Source organism: Plantibacter sp. Mn2098 (assembly GCF_049319745.1).
Classification (GTDB): Bacteria; Actinomycetota; Actinomycetes; order Actinomycetales; family Microbacteriaceae; genus Plantibacter.
The window spans coordinates 87,464-106,067 of the sequence record NZ_JBMOUH010000004.1 but is presented as its reverse complement, the minus strand read 5'-3'; the positions used below and the strand labels follow the sequence as shown (position 1 = coordinate 106,067).

Annotated in this window: 16 protein-coding genes and 1 tRNA gene; 11 read left to right on the top strand and 6 right to left on the bottom strand. The window is 66.7% G+C overall.

Annotated features, from left to right (window positions below; all coding sequences use genetic code 11):
- Positions 1 to 6: 6 nt before the first annotated feature.
- Positions 7 to 1,023 carry an LLM class flavin-dependent oxidoreductase gene (locus tag ACL9RL_RS07835; RefSeq protein WP_422779665.1) on the bottom strand — a complete coding sequence of 339 codons (1,017 nt, stop codon included), beginning with the start codon at positions 1,021 to 1,023 and terminating at the stop codon, positions 7 to 9.
- A gap of 349 nt (positions 1,024 to 1,372) precedes the next feature.
- Between ACL9RL_RS07835 and ACL9RL_RS07830 the strand changes: the two genes are divergently transcribed.
- Complete coding sequence (locus ACL9RL_RS07830) at positions 1,373 to 3,190, top strand: FG-GAP and VCBS repeat-containing protein (protein WP_422779664.1); 1,818 nt, start codon at positions 1,373 to 1,375, stop codon at positions 3,188 to 3,190.
- Between the two features lie 188 nt (positions 3,191 to 3,378).
- On the opposite strand, the gene ACL9RL_RS07825 is transcribed toward ACL9RL_RS07830, so the two are convergent.
- Entirely contained in the window at positions 3,379 to 4,776 is a 1,398-nt protein-coding gene (locus tag ACL9RL_RS07825; protein ID WP_422779851.1) for a glutamate decarboxylase, read from the bottom strand.
- Positions 4,777 to 4,926: 150 nt separating this feature from the next.
- Between ACL9RL_RS07825 and ACL9RL_RS07820 the strand changes: the two genes are divergently transcribed.
- Together ACL9RL_RS07820 and ACL9RL_RS07815 are read left to right on the top strand one after the other, a co-directional pair.
- On the top strand, positions 4,927 to 5,538 hold the full coding sequence (locus tag ACL9RL_RS07820) for a hypothetical protein (RefSeq protein WP_422779663.1): 612 nt from the start codon (positions 4,927 to 4,929) through the stop codon (positions 5,536 to 5,538).
- A gap of 29 nt (positions 5,539 to 5,567) precedes the next feature.
- Positions 5,568 to 6,188 (top strand): RES family NAD+ phosphorylase, encoded by a 621-nt coding sequence (locus tag ACL9RL_RS07815; protein ID WP_422779662.1) that lies wholly within the window; start codon positions 5,568 to 5,570, stop codon positions 6,186 to 6,188.
- A 99-nt stretch (positions 6,189 to 6,287) separates the two neighbouring features.
- Here the strand turns inward: ACL9RL_RS07815 and ACL9RL_RS07810 are convergent, their stop codons facing one another.
- Entirely contained in the window at positions 6,288 to 7,130 is an 843-nt protein-coding gene (locus ACL9RL_RS07810) for an SDR family oxidoreductase (protein ID WP_422779661.1), read from the bottom strand.
- Between the two features lie 146 nt (positions 7,131 to 7,276).
- On the opposite strand from ACL9RL_RS07810, the gene ACL9RL_RS07805 reads away from it, so the two are divergent.
- The gene (locus ACL9RL_RS07805) at positions 7,277 to 8,143 is read left to right on the top strand and encodes a helix-turn-helix domain-containing protein (protein WP_422779660.1); all 867 of its coding nucleotides are present in this window, start codon (positions 7,277 to 7,279) and stop codon (positions 8,141 to 8,143) included.
- A 220-nt stretch (positions 8,144 to 8,363) separates the two neighbouring features.
- Here ACL9RL_RS07805 and ACL9RL_RS07800 read toward each other — a convergent pair.
- Positions 8,364 to 8,447 (bottom strand) — tRNA-Leu (locus tag ACL9RL_RS07800).
- A gap of 257 nt (positions 8,448 to 8,704) precedes the next feature.
- Between ACL9RL_RS07800 and ACL9RL_RS07795 the strand changes: the two genes are divergently transcribed.
- From ACL9RL_RS07795 to pknB, 7 genes are all read left to right on the top strand, one after another.
- A complete protein-coding gene (locus tag ACL9RL_RS07795) occupies positions 8,705 to 9,448 on the top strand; it encodes an FhaA domain-containing protein (RefSeq protein ID WP_422779659.1) in 744 nt (247 codons plus the stop codon).
- Entirely contained in the window at positions 9,445 to 10,017 is a 573-nt protein-coding gene (locus ACL9RL_RS07790) for an FHA domain-containing protein FhaB/FipA (protein WP_422779658.1), read from the top strand. Before ACL9RL_RS07795 ends, ACL9RL_RS07790 begins: the two co-directional genes overlap by 4 nt.
- 5 nt (positions 10,018 to 10,022) lie before the next feature.
- On the top strand, positions 10,023 to 11,267 hold the full coding sequence (locus ACL9RL_RS07785; protein WP_422779657.1) for a Stp1/IreP family PP2C-type Ser/Thr phosphatase: 1,245 nt from the start codon (positions 10,023 to 10,025) through the stop codon (positions 11,265 to 11,267).
- A gap of 49 nt (positions 11,268 to 11,316) precedes the next feature.
- The gene (locus ACL9RL_RS07780; protein WP_422779850.1) at positions 11,317 to 12,660 is read left to right on the top strand and encodes an FtsW/RodA/SpoVE family cell cycle protein; all 1,344 of its coding nucleotides are present in this window, start codon (positions 11,317 to 11,319) and stop codon (positions 12,658 to 12,660) included.
- Positions 12,657 to 14,132 (top strand): peptidoglycan D,D-transpeptidase FtsI family protein, encoded by a 1,476-nt coding sequence (locus ACL9RL_RS07775; protein WP_422779656.1) that lies wholly within the window; start codon positions 12,657 to 12,659, stop codon positions 14,130 to 14,132. The genes ACL9RL_RS07780 and ACL9RL_RS07775 overlap by 4 nt, the downstream gene beginning before the upstream one ends.
- Positions 14,129 to 15,874 (top strand): serine/threonine-protein kinase, encoded by a 1,746-nt coding sequence (locus ACL9RL_RS07770; protein WP_422779655.1) that lies wholly within the window; start codon positions 14,129 to 14,131, stop codon positions 15,872 to 15,874. Before ACL9RL_RS07775 ends, ACL9RL_RS07770 begins: the two co-directional genes overlap by 4 nt.
- Positions 15,875 to 15,942: 68 nt before the next feature.
- Positions 15,943 to 17,634, top strand: coding sequence for a Stk1 family PASTA domain-containing Ser/Thr kinase (gene pknB, locus ACL9RL_RS07765; RefSeq protein WP_422779654.1), 1,692 nt, complete (start codon positions 15,943 to 15,945; stop codon positions 17,632 to 17,634).
- 178 nt (positions 17,635 to 17,812) lie between these two features.
- Here pknB and ACL9RL_RS07760 read toward each other — a convergent pair whose 3' ends face one another.
- Both ACL9RL_RS07760 and ACL9RL_RS07755 read right to left on the bottom strand, forming a co-directional pair.
- On the bottom strand, positions 17,813 to 18,448 hold the full coding sequence (locus ACL9RL_RS07760) for an anthranilate synthase component II (protein ID WP_422779653.1): 636 nt from the start codon (positions 18,446 to 18,448) through the stop codon (positions 17,813 to 17,815).
- On the bottom strand, positions 18,445 to 18,603 hold the full coding sequence (locus ACL9RL_RS07755; RefSeq protein ID WP_422779652.1) for a hypothetical protein: 159 nt from the start codon (positions 18,601 to 18,603) through the stop codon (positions 18,445 to 18,447). Before ACL9RL_RS07755 ends, ACL9RL_RS07760 begins: the two co-directional genes overlap by 4 nt.
- Between the last annotated feature and the right edge of the window lies 1 nt (position 18,604).

Here is an 18,604-nt window from a genome sequence, read left to right as displayed (position 1 = left end):
TCCCGCCTACTCCGCGGGCGTCCAGCCGAGCGCCGGGCCGACATGGTGCCGGATGTCGCCGAGGATCTGCGCGTAGTCCTCGTCGTCGAAGGGGAACGGCAGCGCGAACGCCGTATCGGTCACGAGCGCGAAACCAGGGTCGTTCTGCAGGCGCTCGACGATCTCCGCCGACGTCCCGATGAAGTCCCGCTGGAACAGGTTCTGACCGGGGCCCCACGCCTTCGCGGCGCGGGCATCGCGCTCCTCGACATAGGCGCGGTACTTGGCCAACTGCGATGGTGTGGCGCCGTCCGTCGGGATGATCACGAGGCCGCCGGAGATCCTGGCGGACGCCGGATCCGGATGGGCGTCGAGGTAGGCGCGGATGACGGCGGCCATGTTGCGGGCGAAGTCGAGGTCTCCGTCATGGCTGCGCACGACGTTGCTCGTGAGCAGGTTGAGGCCCTGACGTGCGCCCCACGTTGCGGATCGGGTGCTGCCGGCGCCGTACCAGACCCGGTCGACGAGGCCGGCCGAGTGCGGTTGGATCGTCCTCGTCGACAGCTCTCCGCCGATCTCGTCCTGATAGACGAGCGGGTCTCGCAACAGTTGCAGCAACCGCTCCGCACGTGCGTGCGTGAGGTCCTCCGACTCCCAGGACGCCGGGTACATCGCTTCCTTGTAGTACTCCCAGTTCATCGGGGTGCCGACGCTGAAGCCCGGATTGAGGCGGCCGTGCGTCAGCAGGTCGACGGTGTGGAAGTCCTCGGCCAGCCGGAACGGGTTCTCGCCGCCGAGCGGGATGACCGCCGTCCCGAGCGCGATGCGCTTCGTGCTGCGACTCGCGGCGGCGATGACGGACAGCGGAGACGAGATCGCCGTTTCGAGGTGACGCTGGCGGAGCCAGGCGCTGTCGAAGCCGAGCTCCTCCGCCTGCTCGAACAGCCAGATCGCCGACTCGTGGCCGCGCACGGGATCAGCGGGGTCGAAGCGCCCGAGAGTGAGCACGCCGAGGTGCTGCAGCGGAGAGGTTGCGTCTGGCACGGGTCCGTCCTTTGTTCGGTACAGACCAGATGTACCAGCCTTCGCTCGGAACGTCGCCTTGTGTGGCGTCATGTTCCGGCCGCGCCGCCGCCCGGCCCGCCTCCCGCCGCCCTGCCTGCCTCGCGCCGCTCGCACCTCCGCCCGGCCCGCCTCCGCCCGCCCCGCAGAAGGCATTCCGCGCCAGAGAAGGCCTCTGCGCGCCAAAACGTCCTTCTCTCGCGCGGTTCTCCTTCTCCCCCGCGGACGATCGCATAGACGATTCACAGGAAGTAGTTAGGTTACGCTACCCTTACTTCTCGGCGCCGGTCTGGTTCCCGCACAAGCCCCGAAGTGAATGGAAGCTCCACCCGTGTCGAAGTTCTCCCGCCCGATACTCGCCGCCGCCGTCCTGGGGGCCGTGGTCGTCGGGTTCACCGGCCTCGCCGGATCCTCCCTGGCAGCTTCGGCCGCACCTGTCTCGCACGACGCGACCGTCACCGGACCAGAATGGTCCGCGTTCGGGAGCTCCGTCTCCCAGATGCGATGCGATGTGAACGGCAACGGCATCCCCGACGTCGGCATCGGTACCTACGCCACCTTCGACTTCACCCCCGGCGCGACCGCCGGGTACGTGCTCCTGGATGCCGGCGACACCGTGGCGTCCGGCGACATCGAGTCGCTCGATTCCGTGCGCATCATCGACACCGCCGGCACGAAGATGGGCGGTGTCGATGTCCGATGCGCCGGCGACACCAACAACGACGGCTTCGACGACCTCGTCATCGTGTCCCAGAACACCGGTGTGTTCATCGTCTTCGGTTCAGCCGATTTCAGCACCGTCGTCCTCGACGGCCTCGGCTCGCGTGGGCGCGCACTCACCGGTTCCGTCACCCGCGCGATGGGTGTCGGCGACATCGACGGCGACGGCCGCGACGAGGTCGGCGTCACCGACACCAACGGCAAGGTCACGATCCTGAGCGCCGACGAACTCCCTGAGCGCGGCACCCTCGCAGCCGCTCCCGGTCCGCGCATCTCCGGCGCGGGCATCGACCTCGTGTCGGTCGTGGCGGCCGGAGACGTGAACGGCGATGGCCGCGACGACCTGTACGTCGGTGCCGCGTCCTGGACGGTGCCCGGCTCGAAGGGTTTCGCGACCGGCGCAGGCTGGGTCCTCACCGAGGTGACGGGCGATGTCACGGTCGGCGCGGTCGATGTCCCAGGGTTCCGGATCGAGGGCCCGAAGCGCGGCTACGACCTCCTCGGCGGCTCGGCGGTCGGCATCGGCGACATCAACGGCGACGGCTTCGACGACATCATGATGGGCGGCGATTCGGACGCCCCGAAGAGCGGCAGCGCTGCGATCATCCTCGGCTCCGCCTCGCGCGCCACGGTGACGACCGACCCGGCCGCGACGGACGACCTGGCCGTGAGGTCCACCGGAACCGATGGCGCCGCGGTGCCGCGCGGCTGGTGGATCAACGGCGTCGCCTCGGACGACCACTTCGGCCACGCGGTCGGCGCCGTGCGGATGGACGGTTGGTCGATGCCGCTGATCGGCGCGATGGACGGGTCCCCGAACCCTGAGAACCCGGGTTCCGGCTATGTCGTCGCGCTCGACTCGCGCGCGCTCGTCGCGGGCGAACTGCCCACGTCGCCCTCCGGCGTGCTGAACACCGCCGACCTCCTGGCACAGCCGGTCGCGGGCGCCAACCTCATCGCCGGTACGGCCGCCGAGCAGCACCTCGGCCGCGCGTTCGCGGACCTCACGGTCGACCCGAAGGGCACCACGGTGCGATTCGCAGCCGGTGCTCCGGCGATCTTCAGCGATGAGCTGCCGTCCGTGCGCCTCGTCTCCCTCCAGGCGGAGCCGAATATCCCGCCGACGACGACGCCGCCCACCACGGTGCCACCGACCACTCCCCCGACCATCCCGGCGACCACGCCGCCGTCGACCGACGCACCGACGGCCCCCACCGGCCCGACCGGGCCGTCCGATCCGTCCGCCGGCGCACCGGGCTCGTCCGGTTCGTCGGGCCCTGGCGGCCTGTCAAGCACCGGCGTGAACGAGCCGATGCTCTCCGCAGCGGTGACAGGCGGCCTCCTGGCCGTCGCCCTCGGCGTCGCGGCCGCATTCGTCGCGCGCCGCCGCCGCGCGCACCGCACCCACCGCGCGCACCGCGCCAGCTAGTCGCGCCCGCGCCCACTCCACAGAAGGGGAACCGCGCGAGGGAAGGCCGCATTCGCAAGATGCGTCCTTCCCTCGCGCGGTTCCCCTTCTCTCGTGCAGCACCCGACGCCGCCAGCGCGACGCAAGCGGACCAATCGAGGCAGCCGCGCAGGGATACGCGTGCGTCAGCATCCGCCCCCGTGGCCACCTCAGTGGTGGAAGTGGCTTCCCCCGGTGTCGGGGAGCGGCGAGGTCAGCGCATCGAGGTAGGCGACCTCGCCCTGGATGTCCGCCAACAGCGCCGATGCGAGGTCCCGACTGAGCCCGACCTTGACGACGATCCGCTGCAGGACGACGTCGGCCATGTCATCGGCCATCGGGTACGCCGGCACGAGCCAACCCTTCATCCGCAGACGATCGGCGAGGTCGTAGAGCGTCCAAGTCTGGCTGTACCCGTCCTTGAGCACCCAGGCGAACACGGGAATCGTGTCGCCCTTGCTCACGAGGTCGAACGGCCCCATCGCCGCGATGCTGCTGGACAGGTACGTGGCGACGTCGATCGAGTTCTGCTGGACCTCGCGGTACCCCTCGAAGCCGAGGCGGAGGAACTGGTAGTACTGCAGCAGCACCTGGGCGCCGGGGCGGGAGAAGTTCAGTGCGAGGGTCGGCATGTCCCCGCCGAGGTAGCTGACGTGGAAGACCATGCTCTCGGGGAGCACGGCGGTGTTGCGCCACACGACCCAGCCCACGCCGGGGTAGACGAGACCGTACTTGTGTCCGGAGGTCGAGATCGAGTTGACGCGGTCCAGCTTGAAGTCCCACACCAGTTCCGGCTGGCAGAACGGCGCGACCATTGCACCGGAGGCGCCGTCGATGTGGATCTTGACGTCGAGGCCGGTCTTCTCCTGGATCTCGTCGAGTTTGGCCGAGATCGCGACAGCGTCGTCGTACAGTCCGGTGAACGTCTGACCGAGGATCGCGACGACGCCGATCGTGTTCTCGTCGACGTAGTCCTCGAGCTTGTACCCGTCCAGGATGATGTGGTCCGGTGAGACGGGCACGTACCGCGGCTCGACGTCCCAGTAGTTGCAGAATTTCTCCCACACGACCTGCACTGCCGCCGACATGATGAGGTTCGGCTTCTCGGTGGACTTGCCCTCCGCCCGGCGCTTCTCCTGCCAGAGGCGCTTGAGGGCGAGTCCGCCGAGCATGCACGCTTCTGAGGAGCCGATCGTGGAGGTGCCGATGGTGTCGGTCTTGTCCGGGATGTTCCACAGGTCCGCGAGGATCCGCCAGCAGCGGTCTTCGATCGCCGCGGTCGCCGGGTACTCGTCCTTGTCGATCATGTTCTTGTCCGCGGCTTCGAGGTACAGCTTCTTCGCCTCGTCGTCCATCCAGGTGCCGACGAAGGTCGCGAGGTTGAGGCGTGAGTTGCCGTCGAGGATCGATTCGTCGTGAACGATCTGGTACGCCGTCTCCGGCAGGCACGGTCCGGGCGGGAGGGTGAACTTGTCGAACTCCGTCGCCTCACCCGGTCGGACGAAGACGGGATTGATGCTGAGCGTCGAGTCGAGGTTGTTCGACTGCCGAGCCTTGCTGGTGTTGATGGTCACGTTTCGCTCCTACGACTTGATCGGACGGAAGAAGTGTTTCGGAAAGGATAGATGCACTGACCGATCCCGGCCTGTCACGACTACCTGCAGAGTGCTAACGTTACTTACGAAGATCAGTTGCGTCAGATTCGAAATGAGGACCGCATGTCCCTCGCACCTCACCCCGACGAGGAAGTCCGTCGGGCCTTGGAGATCCTGGAGGCGTCCGACGACACCGCCATCGAGCGCGCACTCCAATCGACATCGGCTTCCGCGAGCGGCATCATCACCGGACTGCGCAGCACGCTGAGCTTCCGCCACGCCGTCGATTCGCTCGGGGACGCGCTGGCATCCCTGAACACCGTGGTGCCGCCGACCGTCGCGCGTGCTGCGCAGGCGACGGAGAACGTCTGGCGAGGCATCGCCGATGAGTTCGGCCTTCTGTCCTCGACCGAGGTCGCATTGCTCCTCGGGGCCTCGAATTCGAACCGCACCTACGCTGCGACGCTGCGCAAGCGGGGTCAATTGCTCGGTGTGGAGCGCAAGAACGCGTTCGTCTACCCCGGTTTCCAATTCGACGGCGACGCCGCAAGACCGCACACCTGGGTGGCGCAGTTGCTGGCACTCACAGCTCGGCACGGCCGCTCAGCTGGCGATGCGACCCTGTGGATGGTCGCGCCCTCAACGCTCTTCGACGGCGACCGTCCGGTCGATCACCGCGACGACACCGAGCGCATCATCTCGGTGGCCTCGCGGACCTGGGACGTCGAGTGGTGAGTCGGCGCGCGCATCTCGCAGCGACCGACGTGCCAGCACCACCGTTCCCCTTCGACGCACTCGAGCACGTGCTGCCCGAAGGGGCGTTGCTGCGGCGGGTGCACAGTCCTCACCGCGTGGGCAACCACTTCAACCCAGGCCTGGGCGCGCCGACGAGATTTGCCCACTTCGATGGTGGAGCGGGGATCGTGCCGTCGCTCTACGCCGCGGCGACACCGGAAGCTGCCGTGTGTGAATCACTGCTGCACGACGTGCCGCTCGCTGGCGGGATTCTCCCATTGGCAAGCTACGCCACCCGGGTCATGACGACCCTCGAACTGCACCGCGATGTGCACTTGGCCATGATGATGGGTCCAGGACTCCGCCGTCTCGGCGTCGCTCCGCAGGACGTCGTCGCGACGAACGGCGACGTCTACGACCGGACGGTGCTGTGGGCCCAGGCTGCACACACTGCCGGTTTCGAAGGTTTGGCCTGGATGAGCGCACGGGACAACACGTCAGAGGCATACGTCCTCTTCGGCGACCGCGTCGCCGAAGAGGACCTTCGCGTCACCGCCGACGGTTTCGACTCATTCGCACCCGGCTCGAGCGGATTCGACTGGTTGGACTCCTACTGCGCCCTCGTGCACGTCGACCTGCTGCTCGGCTGATCCCGTCGCCGCACGGAGTGCCGGGTCCGTACTCGTTTCTCCTGAACGGCACCTCACCGGCACCTGCCGGTCAGTGCCGGGACGTGCTGAGGGCGAGTGTCATTCGCCGACCGGGTAGTCGGTGGCCGACGCGGAGTCCTTCTGCGCCTGCACATCCGCGAGGCGTGCTGTGAGCGCAGAAGAGATCATGGTGAACGAGTCAGAACCGAGCACGATCCGCTTGGGTGCCGGGCGCTGATCGGCACTGGCGATGATGGCCGCGGCAATCTTGACCGGGTCACCGATCGCCGGTGTTCCGCCAGTTTCGATCATCGTGCGAGCATGGAAGGCTGGGGATGCGGCGTACGCCTCGATCGCGGGACCGAGCTGTGCGCTGCCGCTTCGGAACTCGGTGCGAGCCCCACCGGGCTCGACGATGGTGACGCCGATCCCGAAGGGTGCGACCTCGAGACCGACAGCGTCCGCGAAGCCTTCGACGCCCCATTTGGTCGCGTGGTACATGGACCCGCCGGGCAGGGCGGCCTGACCGCCGAACGTCGATATCTGGATGATGCGGCCGCCGTTCTGCGCACGCAAGTGCGGCAAGGCGGCGCGGATCACTTGGATGGAGCCGAGGAGGTTGGTGTCGATGGCGTGCTCGACCTGCTCGTCGGTGAGCTCTTCGGCTGCTCCGAACAAGCCGTATCCGGCGTTGTTGACCACAACATCGACGGTGCCGAGGTCCGCGAATGCCTTGTCGACGACCGGGCGGATGTCGGCAGTGTGGGTGAGATCGAGCGTCTCGACCCAGAATCTGTCGCCGTACTTGTTGCCGAGATCTTTCACCGTGTCGAGGTTGCGGACGGTGCCGGCGACGCGGTCACCGCGCGTCAGAAGCTGCTCGGTCAGTGCCCGGCCGAAGCCGCTGTTCACGCCGGTGATGAACCAGGTGTGCTGAGTCATGATGATGGTCCCTTGTCTGGATGTGGGCGGTCGCTCCGCCCGGTGACTCATAGTGTTCATCCACGTCGACGAGTGAACAATTGCCCTGGTGAGACCAGCCCCCGCAGGGATACCCAGGACGGCGACGGGGTGCCTACTGTTGAAGGATGAGCACGAACTTGATCGGCGAGTATCTGCGCGCCAGACGCGAGCAGGTGCGCCCCGAAGCGGTCGGCTTGGTGGACAGCGGCCGCCGCCGCGTGGCGGGTCTGCGCCGGGACGAACTCGCGATGCTCGCCGGAATCAGCACCGAGTACTACACCCGGTTGGAACAGGGCCGAGACAAGCATCCGTCCCTGCAGGTGCTCGAATCGGTGGCCCGCGCGCTGAATCTCGACGACGACGGGCGCACTCACCTGTATCACCTGGCGACTCCGAAGCCGGCACGCAGAAACGCTGCGAAGCGCACGGAGCGGGTGCGACCCAGTGTGCAACAGCTCCTCGATTCCTGGACGGACACTCCTGCATACGTGCACGGGCCCCACCTCGATGTCCTCGCCTCCAACCCACTCGCGCGCGCCCTCTCGCCGATGTTCACGCCTGGCAGGAACGTGCTGCGCGAGACATTCCTCGAGCCTGACGTGCACGAGCTCTTGCCTGATTGGGAGACGAAGGTGGTGACCCTCGTCTCCGCGCTTCGGGCGATGGTCGGTCCCGATGTCGAAGATCCGCGGCTGACTGAACTGGTCGGAGAGCTCTCCGTCAAGAGCCCGGTGTTCGCTCGGCTGTGGTCGCAACATGACGCGCGGCCCCAATCCGGCAGTGGCACGCACGTCATGCAGCATCAGAGCGTCGGAGAGCTGCAGCTCACCTATGACAAGTTCCAGGTTGCCGGCGCCCAGGCGCAGACGCTCGTGATCTATCACGCGGACGCGGGCAGCAGCACTGCGCAAGCTCTGCACCTGCTGTCGACGCTCGCTGGAGACGCCGCAGCACGTGACTCGCTCACCGGGAACCCCGCAACCGCGGAATAGCGTCGACGGCCACTCGCTCGATACTGCCCAGCGCTCCGGACGCGCCCCAGCCCCGCCCCACAGAAGGAACACCGCGCCGGAGAAGGACGCGTCTCGCAAAAGCGTCCTTCTGCGGCGCGGTTCTCCTTCTCCCACGCAGGGAGCGACAGCGCGACCCGCGCGCAGCGCACCCACCAACGCAAAAGGCCCCGATCTCTCGGGGCCTTTCACATGTATCCGGTGCGCGAGGGGGGACTTGAACCCCCACGCCCTTTCGAGCACTGGCACCTGAAGCCAGCGCGTCTGCCAATTCCGCCACTCGCGCGAACACCGGCCACCGCTTACGCGGCAACCTATCGAGGATACCATGACCAGAGGCCGCCCCAGAACACTCGCACGAGCACCGCCGTCCCCATCCGATGTCGCAACGGAACCGGTCGCGATGCCCGCCAGGAGCGACGAATCCCCGCGCGTTCGGCCTTTTCCCATCAAGCATCCACGTGAAACCAGCCACAATCGGTGCGTCTGTTGCTCAGACAAGCCAGCTAACATTACTCACACACCGACACGAATCGAGAGACCGTGGGCATACTGGACAACTTCGAGAAGGGCCTCGAGCGCGCCGTCAACGGCGCTTTCGCGAAGACCTTCAAGTCTGGGCTGCAGCCGGTCGAGATCACGAGCGCACTGCGCCGCGAGCTCGACACGAAGGCCGCAGTGGTGTCTCGCGACCGCATTCTCGTGCCCAACACGTTCACCGTGCGCATGTCGCCCAACGATCACGACCGCATGTCGAACATCGGCCCGGCACTCATCGATGAACTGACATCGCTCGTGCAGAAATACGCGGCCAGTCAGGGCTATTCGTTCCCCGGCCCGCTTTCCATCTCCCTGAGATCCGACCGTTCGCTTCCTGATGGTCTCATCCAGATCGACAGCGTGAACGCGAAGGGCACGGTATCGTGGTCGCCCGTGCTCGACATCGGAGGGAAGCGGTACCCCATCACCCAGGCCAGGACGGTCATCGGGCGGGGTTCCGAGGCTGACGTGACGGTCGACGACACCGGAACCTCGCGCAAGCACGTCGAGATCCTGTGGGACGGCCGCAACGGTCAGGCCCGCGATCTGGGTTCCACGAACGGTTCCAAACTCAACGGTCAGCCGTTCCGTCAGGCGGCGCTCGCACCGGATTCGGTCGTCGAGATCGGCCGCACCAAGATCATCTTCCGCGTCCTGCCGACGGCGGCCGGCGCAGAGGCCCGCTCCGGCACCCGCGTCGACGACCGCACCATGCGCCATAACGCGAACAGCTGGGGGGACGTGTGAGCGAACTGACCTTGCTGGTCCTCCGCATCGGCTTCCTGCTGTTGCTCTGGATCTTCGTCTTCAGCATCGTGTACGCCCTCCGCACGGATCTCTTCGGCCCGCGCAACCGCAAGCCGCAGGTCGCTCCGGCCGGCGCATCCGCGCAGACGCCGCCGTCGGGCGCCCCCGTGCAGACCGCACCGGCCCCGCACATGCAGGCCGCTCCCATCTCCACGATGCCGTCTGCCGGACGCAGCAGCGGTCACTCCGGCTCCTCCAATGACCCGGCGAGCATCCACAACGCGAGCCGTCTCGTGATCACCTCCGGCCCGAAGAACGGCACGGAGCTCACTCTCGGCCGTGATCCCATCACGATCGGCCGCTCCGCGGATTCCGGCCTCATCATCCGCGACGACTACACCTCCACCCACCACGCCCGTCTGATGCTGTGGAACGACGAGTGGATGGTCCAGGACCTCGACTCCACCAACGGTACCTTCCTCGACGGCAAGCGCGTGAGCGTTCCGACCCAGATCCCTCTGAACACTCCCGTCAAGGTCGGCCAGACCAGTTTCGAGCTGCGGCGGTAACCCGGGTGACGACATCCGGCGCCGGCGCTGCGCTCTCCCATGTGGGTAAAGTGCGCTCAAACAACCAGGATTCCGGGTATTCCGGTACCCAGTTGTTCGTCGTTGCCGATGGCATGGGCGGGCATGCGGGCGGCGATGTCGCGTCCGCGATGGCGCTCAACCGCATCATCGAAGCGGACGAGCCGTATCCCACCTCCGAGGCTGCGGAGGTCACGCTGCAGTCGGCCATCCTCGCGGCCAACTCGATCCTCGCGGACACGGTCTTCGAGCATCGTGAGCTGACGGGTATGGGCACGACCGTGTCCGCGCTGGCGATCATCGGCGACGAGGTGGCGATCGCGCACATCGGCGACTCCCGCATCTATCTGTACCGCGAGGGCGAGATCAGCCAGATCACGGTCGACCACACCTTCGTGCAGCGGCTCGTCGACTCGGGCCGCATCACGCACGAGGAGGCGATGGTGCACCCGCGCCGTTCGGTGCTCATGCGGGTGCTGGGCGATGTCGACGCCTCGCCAGAGGTCGACACGATGACGCTCGGAACCGTCCCAGGTGACCGCTGGATGCTGTGCTCCGACGGTCTCAGCGGCGTCGTCGACGAGGAGCACATCGCTGCGACGCTCGGCGAGGGCCTGTCCGGCCAACGGACCGCTGAGAAGCTCGTCCGTCAGAGCCTCGACCGCGGCGCGCCGGACAACGTCACGGTCGTCGTCGTCGACATCGTGGATCACGAGGTCCGTGGCGTCATCCCCACGATCGTCGGTTCCGCGTCCCGCCCAGTCGCGTTCGGCCTGTCGCCGCAGCCGCGCAAGTCGTCCATCCTCCCCAATCTCTGGTTGCACAGCGGCCGGTCCACCCCGAGCGGCCCGACGCACTTCGAGTCGGCCTCGGACGACTACCTCGATGAACTGATCGAGGAGGACGAGCGCCGCGCACGCCGACGAAGGATCACGTGGCTCGTCGGCCTCATCACCGTCATCGTCCTCATCGTCGGCGCCGTCATCGGCGGATACGCGTGGACGCAGACCCGCTACTTCGTCGGCAGCGACATCGACACGGTGGTCATCTACCAGGGCATCCAACAGGACATCGGGCCCATCAAGATGAGCAGCGTCCGTCAGGACACGGGGATCCCGTTGAAGTCGCTCTCCGACTTCGACCGGCAGGCCGTCGACCAGACGATCAGCGCCTCTTCGTTCGCCGAAGCCCAAGACATCGTCAAACGATTGCGGGTGACCGGTGACAAGTAACGTGCAGTCGCCGGACACGATCCAGGCGGACACCGGGGTCATCAAGACGATGCGTCGTCTCCGCATGCCCAAGAAGATGCGCAACATCGAGCTCGCGCTGCTTGTGTTCGCCCTCGTCATCAACACCTCGGCCGTTGTGCTCGTGCAACTCGGCGCGCTCGGCCACCTCGACTTCCAGCTGTTGACGTTCGGCGCAGGGCTCTCGGCACTCGTCCTCGGCCTCCACATCTGCCTGCGATTCACCGCTGCGGATGCCGACCCGTTCCTCCTGCCGATCTCGACCGTGCTCGGCGGCCTCGGCATCGCGGAGATCTACCGGATCGACATCGCGATGAACGAGTCGGGCTGGTCGAGCGCCTCGGTGCGCCAGATCGTGTGGAGCGCCATCGCGATCATCTGCGCCATCGTGGTCGTGCTCGTCATCCGCAACCACCGTGTGCTGTTCAAGTACACGTATCTTGCGGGCCTGTTGGCCTTCGTCCTCCTGCTCCTGCCGCTCATTCCTGGCATCGGCAAGGAGATCAGCGGTGCACGCGTGTGGATCGGGATCGGCGACTTCCTGTCGTTCCAGCCCGGCGAGCTCGCGAAGATCGCCCTCGCCGTCTTCTTCGCCGGTTATCTCGTCCGTACGAGGGACAGCCTGTCGATGGTCGGCCGCAAGTTCCTGTGGATGCAGTTCCCCCGCCTGCGCGACCTCGGCCCGATCCTCGTGGTGTGGGCGCTCTCGATGGCGGTCATCGTCTTCCAGCGCGACCTCGGCACCGGGCTCCTCTACTTCGGCATGTTCCTCGCGATGCTGTACGTCGCGACGGGGCGCGCCAGCTGGGTCATCCTCGGGGTCACCCTGTTCCTCGCCGGCGCGTATGTCGCGAGCCAGACCCTCGAATACGTCAACGGCCGGTTCCACAACTGGTGGGATGCCTTCAACCCGGAGATCTTCGACCGTTCCGGCGGCAGTTACCAGCTCGTGCAGGGCATCTTCGGGCTCGCGCACGGCGGTCTCATCGGCACGGGTCTCGGTCAGGGCATGCCGTACGTGACGCCCGTCTCGCAGTCCGACTACATCATCGCGAGCCTCGGTGAAGAGCTCGGCCTCGCGGGCCTGTTCGCGATCTTCGGGCTCTACCTCCTGTTCGTCTCGCGCGGTTTCCGCATCGGTTTCGCCGGGCAGGACGACTTCGGCAAGCTGCTCTCGGTCGGACTGTCGTTCCTCGTCGCCCTCCAGGTGTTCGTGGTCGTCGGCGGCGTCACCCGGGTCATCCCGCTGACGGGTCTGACGACGCCGTTCCTCGCGGCCGGCGGTTCGTCGCTCGTCGCCAACTGGATCATCGTCGCCATCCTGCTCCGCGTCTCCGACACGGTCAGGAACCAACCGAAGGTGGTGGCCCCGTGAACCGTCAGGTCAGCCGTGTGAGCCTCGTTGTGCTCGCGATGTTCCTCGCCCTCTTCGGATCGACCACGGTCATCCAGATGTTCCAGGCGGATTCGCTGCGCGCAGACGGCCGCAACACCCGCAGCCTGTATGAGAGCTACCAGACGGAACGCGGTCCCATCCTGCTGTCCGACGGTTCGACGATCGCTTCTTCCGTGCCGAGCAACGACCAGTTCAACTTCCAGCGGGTCTACTCCAACGGGCCGTTGTACGCCGATGTCACGGGCTTCTTCAATCCCACGCAGGGGTCCTCCGGCATCGAACAGGCCACCAACGACTACCTGAGCGGCACCTCGAACTCGCAGTTCCTCGACTCCATCAACCGGCTCATCTCCGGTCAGCCGCCGAAGGGCGCAGCGGTCGAGGTGACGATCGACCCGGTCATCCAGCAGGCTGCGGCGGACGCGCTCGGCAGCGAGCAGGGTTCCGTCGTCGCCATGGACCCGAAGACCGGCAAGATCCTCGCCGCGTACTCCACGCCTGGCTACGACCCGAACACGCTCGCGAGCCACGACAGCGATGCCGTCAAGGAGGCCTACAAGGCGCTCGATGCCGACGACGGCGAGCCGCTGCTCAACAAGACGATCGACGGCAACCTCAACCCGCCGGCATCGACCTTCAAGCTCATCACCGCGTCCGCGGCGCTCGGCACCGGCAAGTACACGCCGGACAGCCAGCTCCCGAACCCGTCGTCGTTCACGCTCCCCGGCACGAGCGAGGTCATCTACAACACCGAGGGCGGCTCCTGCGGCGGCGGCGCGACCGTCAGCATCGCGACGGCCCTCGCCCTGAGCTGCAACATCCCGTTCGCGGAGCTCGGGCTGGAACTCGGCAACAAGCTCATCAAGCAGACCGCCGAGCAGTTCGGCTTCAACACCGACATCAACTTCACCGGAACGGGCCTCAACCCGCTCCAGATGACGCAGAGCCGCTACGAGGGCGAACTCGACGAATCCCAGACCGCGATGAGCGCCTTCGGCCAGTACACGGACCGCGCGTCCGCACTGCAGATGGCGATGGTGTCAGCCGGCATCGCGAACGGCGGCAAGGTCATGAACCCGCAGATGGTGGAGCGGATCGTGAACCCCGACCTGAGTGTCCTCAAGCAGTTCGAACCGGCCGAATTCAAGCAGGCGATCACCCCGGAGGTGGCCAAGACGATGACCGACATGATGATCCAGAACGTCCAGAACGGCGCGGCCAGTAATGCAAGAATAGACGGGGTCGATGTGGCCGGGAAGACGGGTACGGCGCAGAACGGCGTCAACGACCCGTACACGCTCTGGTTCACCGGGTTCGCTCCGGCGAACGACCCGAAGGTAGCCGTGACTGTTGTTGTTGAGAATGGTGGCGGGCTCGGCCAGGAAGGCTACGGCAACCTGGTGGCAGCTCCGATCGCGAAGAAAGTACTAGAGGCGGTGCTGAACAAATGAGACCGACAGCCGGGCTGACCTTCGGGGGTCGCTACGAACTGCAATCTCGTATTGCGATCGGTGGAATGGGCGAGGTGTGGCAGGCCACTGACCTCGTCATCGGCCGAACCATCGCCATCAAGATCCTCAAGGACGAGTACATGGGCGACCCCGGGTTCCTTGAGCGCTTCCGCGCCGAGGCCCGTCACGCAGCCCTCGTCAACCACGAGGGCATCGCCAACGTCTTCGACTACGGCGAGGAGCAGGGCAGCGCCTTCCTCGTGATGGAGCTCGTCCCGGGTGAAGCCCTGTCCACGGTGCTCGAGCGCGAGCGCGTGCTCCCCACCGACAAGGTCCTCGACATCGTCGCGCAGACGGCATCCGCACTGCAGGCAGCCCACGCGGCCGGCCTCGTGCACCGTGACATCAAGCCGGGCAACCTGCTGATCACGCCGGACGGCCGCGTGAAGATCACCGACTTCGGCATCGCCCGCATCGCCGACCAGGTTCCGCTGACCGCGACCGGTCAGGTCATGGGAACGGTCCAGTACCTGTCGCCGGAGCAGGCGAGCGGTCACCCCGCGTCGCCGTCCACCGACATCTACTCGCTCGGCATCGTCGCGTACGAGTGCCTCGCCGGCCGTCGTCCGTTCACGGGCGAGTCGCAGGTGGCCATCGCGATGGCGCAGATCAACGAGGCTCCGCCCGAGCTCCCCGTCACGATCGCCGAGCCGGTCCGCCGGTTCGTGATGTCGATGATCGCGAAGAACCCCTCGGACCGTCCGGCGTCCTCCGCCCATGTCGCACGTGCGGCGCAGGCGCTTCGCCGCAACGACCTGCAGGCCGCAACGGCCGCGGTTCCCGCCATCCTCGGCGGCGCAGCCGCAGCCACGACACTCCTCGACCAGACGCGTCGTATGCCGGCCCCCGGCGATGACGCGACCACGCAGCTGCTCTCGGCCTCCGGCATCGAGGAGCCTCCGACGGACACCGCCGAGGTGCCCGTCGAGAAGAAGAAGCGCAGCAAGTGGACGTGGCCGCTCATCGCTCTTGTGGTGATCCTGTTGGTCGTGCTCATCGGTTCGCTCGCGGCCGTGTTCGCCAACAAGGACGGCGGCGATGCCGTCAACACGCCTCCTGCGACCACGTCGACGCTGAAGCAGACTTCGAAGCCGTCGCAAACCCCGACGACCCCGGCCGTCCCGCCGGTGAACCTCACCGACGTCCAGGGCAAGCCGTTCGATCAGGTCGCAGCGATGTTCGGTGCGGCACCGTACAACTTCGCTGTGACCAAGGCCGTCGGCAAGGCTGCTGCCACCGAGGCCGAGGTCGATCTCGTCTATGACGTCAACCCGACGGGCAACGTCAAGGCCGGCTCACAGATCACGCTGACCGTCTACGGCCCGGTCGCGCAGGTCGCACCGCCGACGGCACCGACCGAGGCGCCGAAGATCAGCAAGGATCAGCTGAACGACGGCGGGAACATCGAGCTCCCCGCGTCCAACACGAAGGACGTCATCGTCAACTGGATGCCGACGCCGAACGCTTGCCCCACGGGTGACGTCCAGGGCTACACGGTCAGCGTCCAGGGCGGCAAGTTCATCAACAACGACTCCGGCAACTTCGGCCCCAACGCGTCGAGCGGAACGATCACGGTCACCGCGGTCGGCACGCTCAACGTCTACTACTCGGTCCAGTGCACCACCGGCACGTCCGAGGCGTCGCCGGTCGGTTCGTGGCAGATCGTGGCCGCGAATCCCTGACAGGTGGGACCAAGCAGATCCGAGTAAAGTGTTAGTGTTTGTGCTCCGAGGGGAATCAGGGGTGGTACGTGGCTGACGAACAACGCCTGCTCGCAGGGCGATACGTCGTCGGCGACCTCATCGGGCGCGGTGGCATGTCCAACGTGTTCCGGGGCATCGACACGAAGCTCGGCCGCACCGTTGCCGTCAAGATCCTGAAGTCCACGCTTGCCACGGATCCCGCGTTCCGTTCGCGTTTCCGTCAGGAGGCCCAGGCGGCTTCCCGCATGGCGCACACCACGATCGTCCGCGTCTACGACGCCGGCGAGGAGCGGGTGAAGGACGACTCCGGCCACGAGGTCATCGAGCCGTTCATCATCATGGAGTACGTCGAAGGACGGATGCTCAAGGACCTCATCGCCGAGGGTCCGATCGAGTCCAAGGAAGCCGTCCGCATCGCGAGCAGCGTGCTCACTGCTCTCGAATACTCGCACCGTGCTGGTGTCGTCCACCGCGACATCAAGCCGGGCAACATCATGATCACCTCGGCCGGCGACGTGAAGGTGACGGACTTCGGCATCGCCCGAGCCGTCTCGGATTCGTCCACGACGGTCGCACAGACCACTGCCATCCTCGGCACGGCCGCGTACTTCTCGCCTGAGCAGGCGAAGGGTGAGACGGTCGATGCCCGCACCGACCTGTACTCCACGGGCGTTGTCCTCTTCGAGATGCTCACGGGCAAGGCGCCGTTCCGCGGGGACACCGCCGTCGCCGTCGCCTACCAGCACGTGAGCGAACGCCCGGTCAAGCCGAGCACGGTGAACCCCAAGGTCTCGCCGGCCCTCGACCAGGTCGTGATGCGTGCGCTCGCAAAGGACCGTTTCGAGCGGTACCAGAGCGCCGTCGAGTTCCGTGAAGACCTCCAGGAGGCCGGCGCGGGCCACGTGCCCATCCGTCGCGACGACCACGACTCGCTCTTCGGACCGTCGCCGAGCGCGTCGTCCAGCACCGAGCAGGCCATCCGTCAGCTCACCTCGGATGACACGGTCACGCGCACGCAGCGCCGCCCACCGGTCGTCTGGATCTGGGCCGCGATCGCCGGCGTCGCCGTCATCCTCTTCTCGCTCGTCTTCTGGGTCATCCAGCTTCCGCCCGCCACCAACGTGCAGACGGACACGGCTGAGGTCCCAGACCTCGTCGACACCACGTGGGACAGCGCCAACAGCACGCTCGACAAGCTCAAGCTCGTTCCGACCCGCTTCGATGAGGCGAGCGCCGACTACGAGGCCGGTCGCGTCATCCGCACGGTTCCGCCGGGAGGCACGACCGTGTCGCAGAAGACGCAGATCAAGGTCTACGTCTCCAGCGGTAAGGAACAGGTCGCTGTCCCCGACCTCGTCAACCAGACGGCCGAGGCCGCCTGGGCGGCTGTCGAGGCCGCTGGTTTGGCGCAGGGCTCCGTCACGAAGGAGAACTCTCCGACGGTGGCGGCCGGTGTGGTGATGCGGATGGATCCCGTCGCCGGAACGAATGTGGCGCTCGGAACGACGGTGAACATCGTGGTGTCGAGCGGCAACGTCACATTGACCGATGTCACGGGTCAGCCGCTCGTCGATGCGACGAACTTCCTGCAGGACTCCACACGGCAGTTCGTGGTGCAACCGGACGCGGATTCGACCTGCAAGAGTCAGCCGGGCGATCCTGTCACGAAGCAGTCACCGCTTCCCGGTGACATCCCGCAGAAGTCGACGATCACGCTGACCTACTGCACGGGCCAGTAGCCCCCGCCGGTCCGCCCCGGTCCCTGAGCTTGTCGAAGGGCCCACCCACGCCGGTCCCCGACCCTGTACCCCGGTCCCTGAGCCTGTCGAAGGGCCCACCCGCGCCGGTCCCTGAGCTTGTCGAAGGGCCCACCCGCGCCGGTCCCTGAGCTTGTCGAAGGGCCCGACAACCAGCTCCCTACAAGCTCACAAGCGGACTCAGCCCGACAGCAGTCTCCCGCGCCTCGGGGAGCCCTGCGACGGCGAGCCAGTTCCCCAGCATCCGGTACCCACCCTCGGTGAGCACTGACTCCGGGTGGAACTGCACCCCGTAGATGGGAGCTTCGCGATGCCGGAGCCCCATGATGACGCCGCCCTGTGTGCGGCTCGTGACGACGAGGTCCGCCGGCACCGTGTCGTCGACCACGGCGAGCGAGTGGTACCGCGTGGCCGTGAACGGTTGTGGGACGCCGTCGTAGAAGTTGCTGCCGTCGTGCTCGATGAGCGAGGTCTTGCCGTGCATGAGCTCTTCGGCGTTGGTGACCGTCGCGCCGAACGCCTCCGCGATGGCCTGGTGCCCGAGGCACACACCGAAGAGGGGCACACCCGCCGCGTGGGCGGCGTGGACGGCCGCGATGGACACTCCGGCGTCCGAGGGCCTCCCAGGGCCGGGAGAGAGCAGCACACCGTCGTAGTCGGCGAGGCGTTCTGTCAGCTCCTCGGGCGCGAAGGCGTCGTTGCGCAACACCGTCGTCCGGGCGCCGAGCTGCAGCAGGTAGCCGTTCAGCGTGTAGACGAAGCTGTCGTAGTTGTCGATGACCAGGATCCTGGTCATTCCTGGACCGTCACGTTCTGATCCACGATGAAGCCGTCGATCCAAGGGAACACCCAAGTGAAGAGCGCGGCGATGACCGCGAACAACAGGATCAGGACCAGGATGATCCGCAGCCAGACGGGGCCGGGAAGAATCCGCCACAGTGCGCCGTACACG

Coding starts and splice junctions, on each gene's coding strand:
- ACL9RL_RS07820 (WP_422779663.1), top strand. CDS start 4,927: ATGTCCCTCGCACCTCACCCCGACGAGGAAGTCCGTCGGGCCTTGGAG.
- ACL9RL_RS07810 (WP_422779661.1), bottom strand. CDS start 7,130: ATGACTCAGCACACCTGGTTCATCACCGGCGTGAACAGCGGCTTCGGC.
- ACL9RL_RS07805 (WP_422779660.1), top strand. CDS start 7,277: ATGAGCACGAACTTGATCGGCGAGTATCTGCGCGCCAGACGCGAGCAG.
- ACL9RL_RS07780 (WP_422779850.1), top strand. CDS start 11,317: ATGCGTCGTCTCCGCATGCCCAAGAAGATGCGCAACATCGAGCTCGCG.
- ACL9RL_RS07770 (WP_422779655.1), top strand. CDS start 14,129: ATGAGACCGACAGCCGGGCTGACCTTCGGGGGTCGCTACGAACTGCAA.
- ACL9RL_RS07760 (WP_422779653.1), bottom strand. CDS start 18,448: ATGACCAGGATCCTGGTCATCGACAACTACGACAGCTTCGTCTACACG.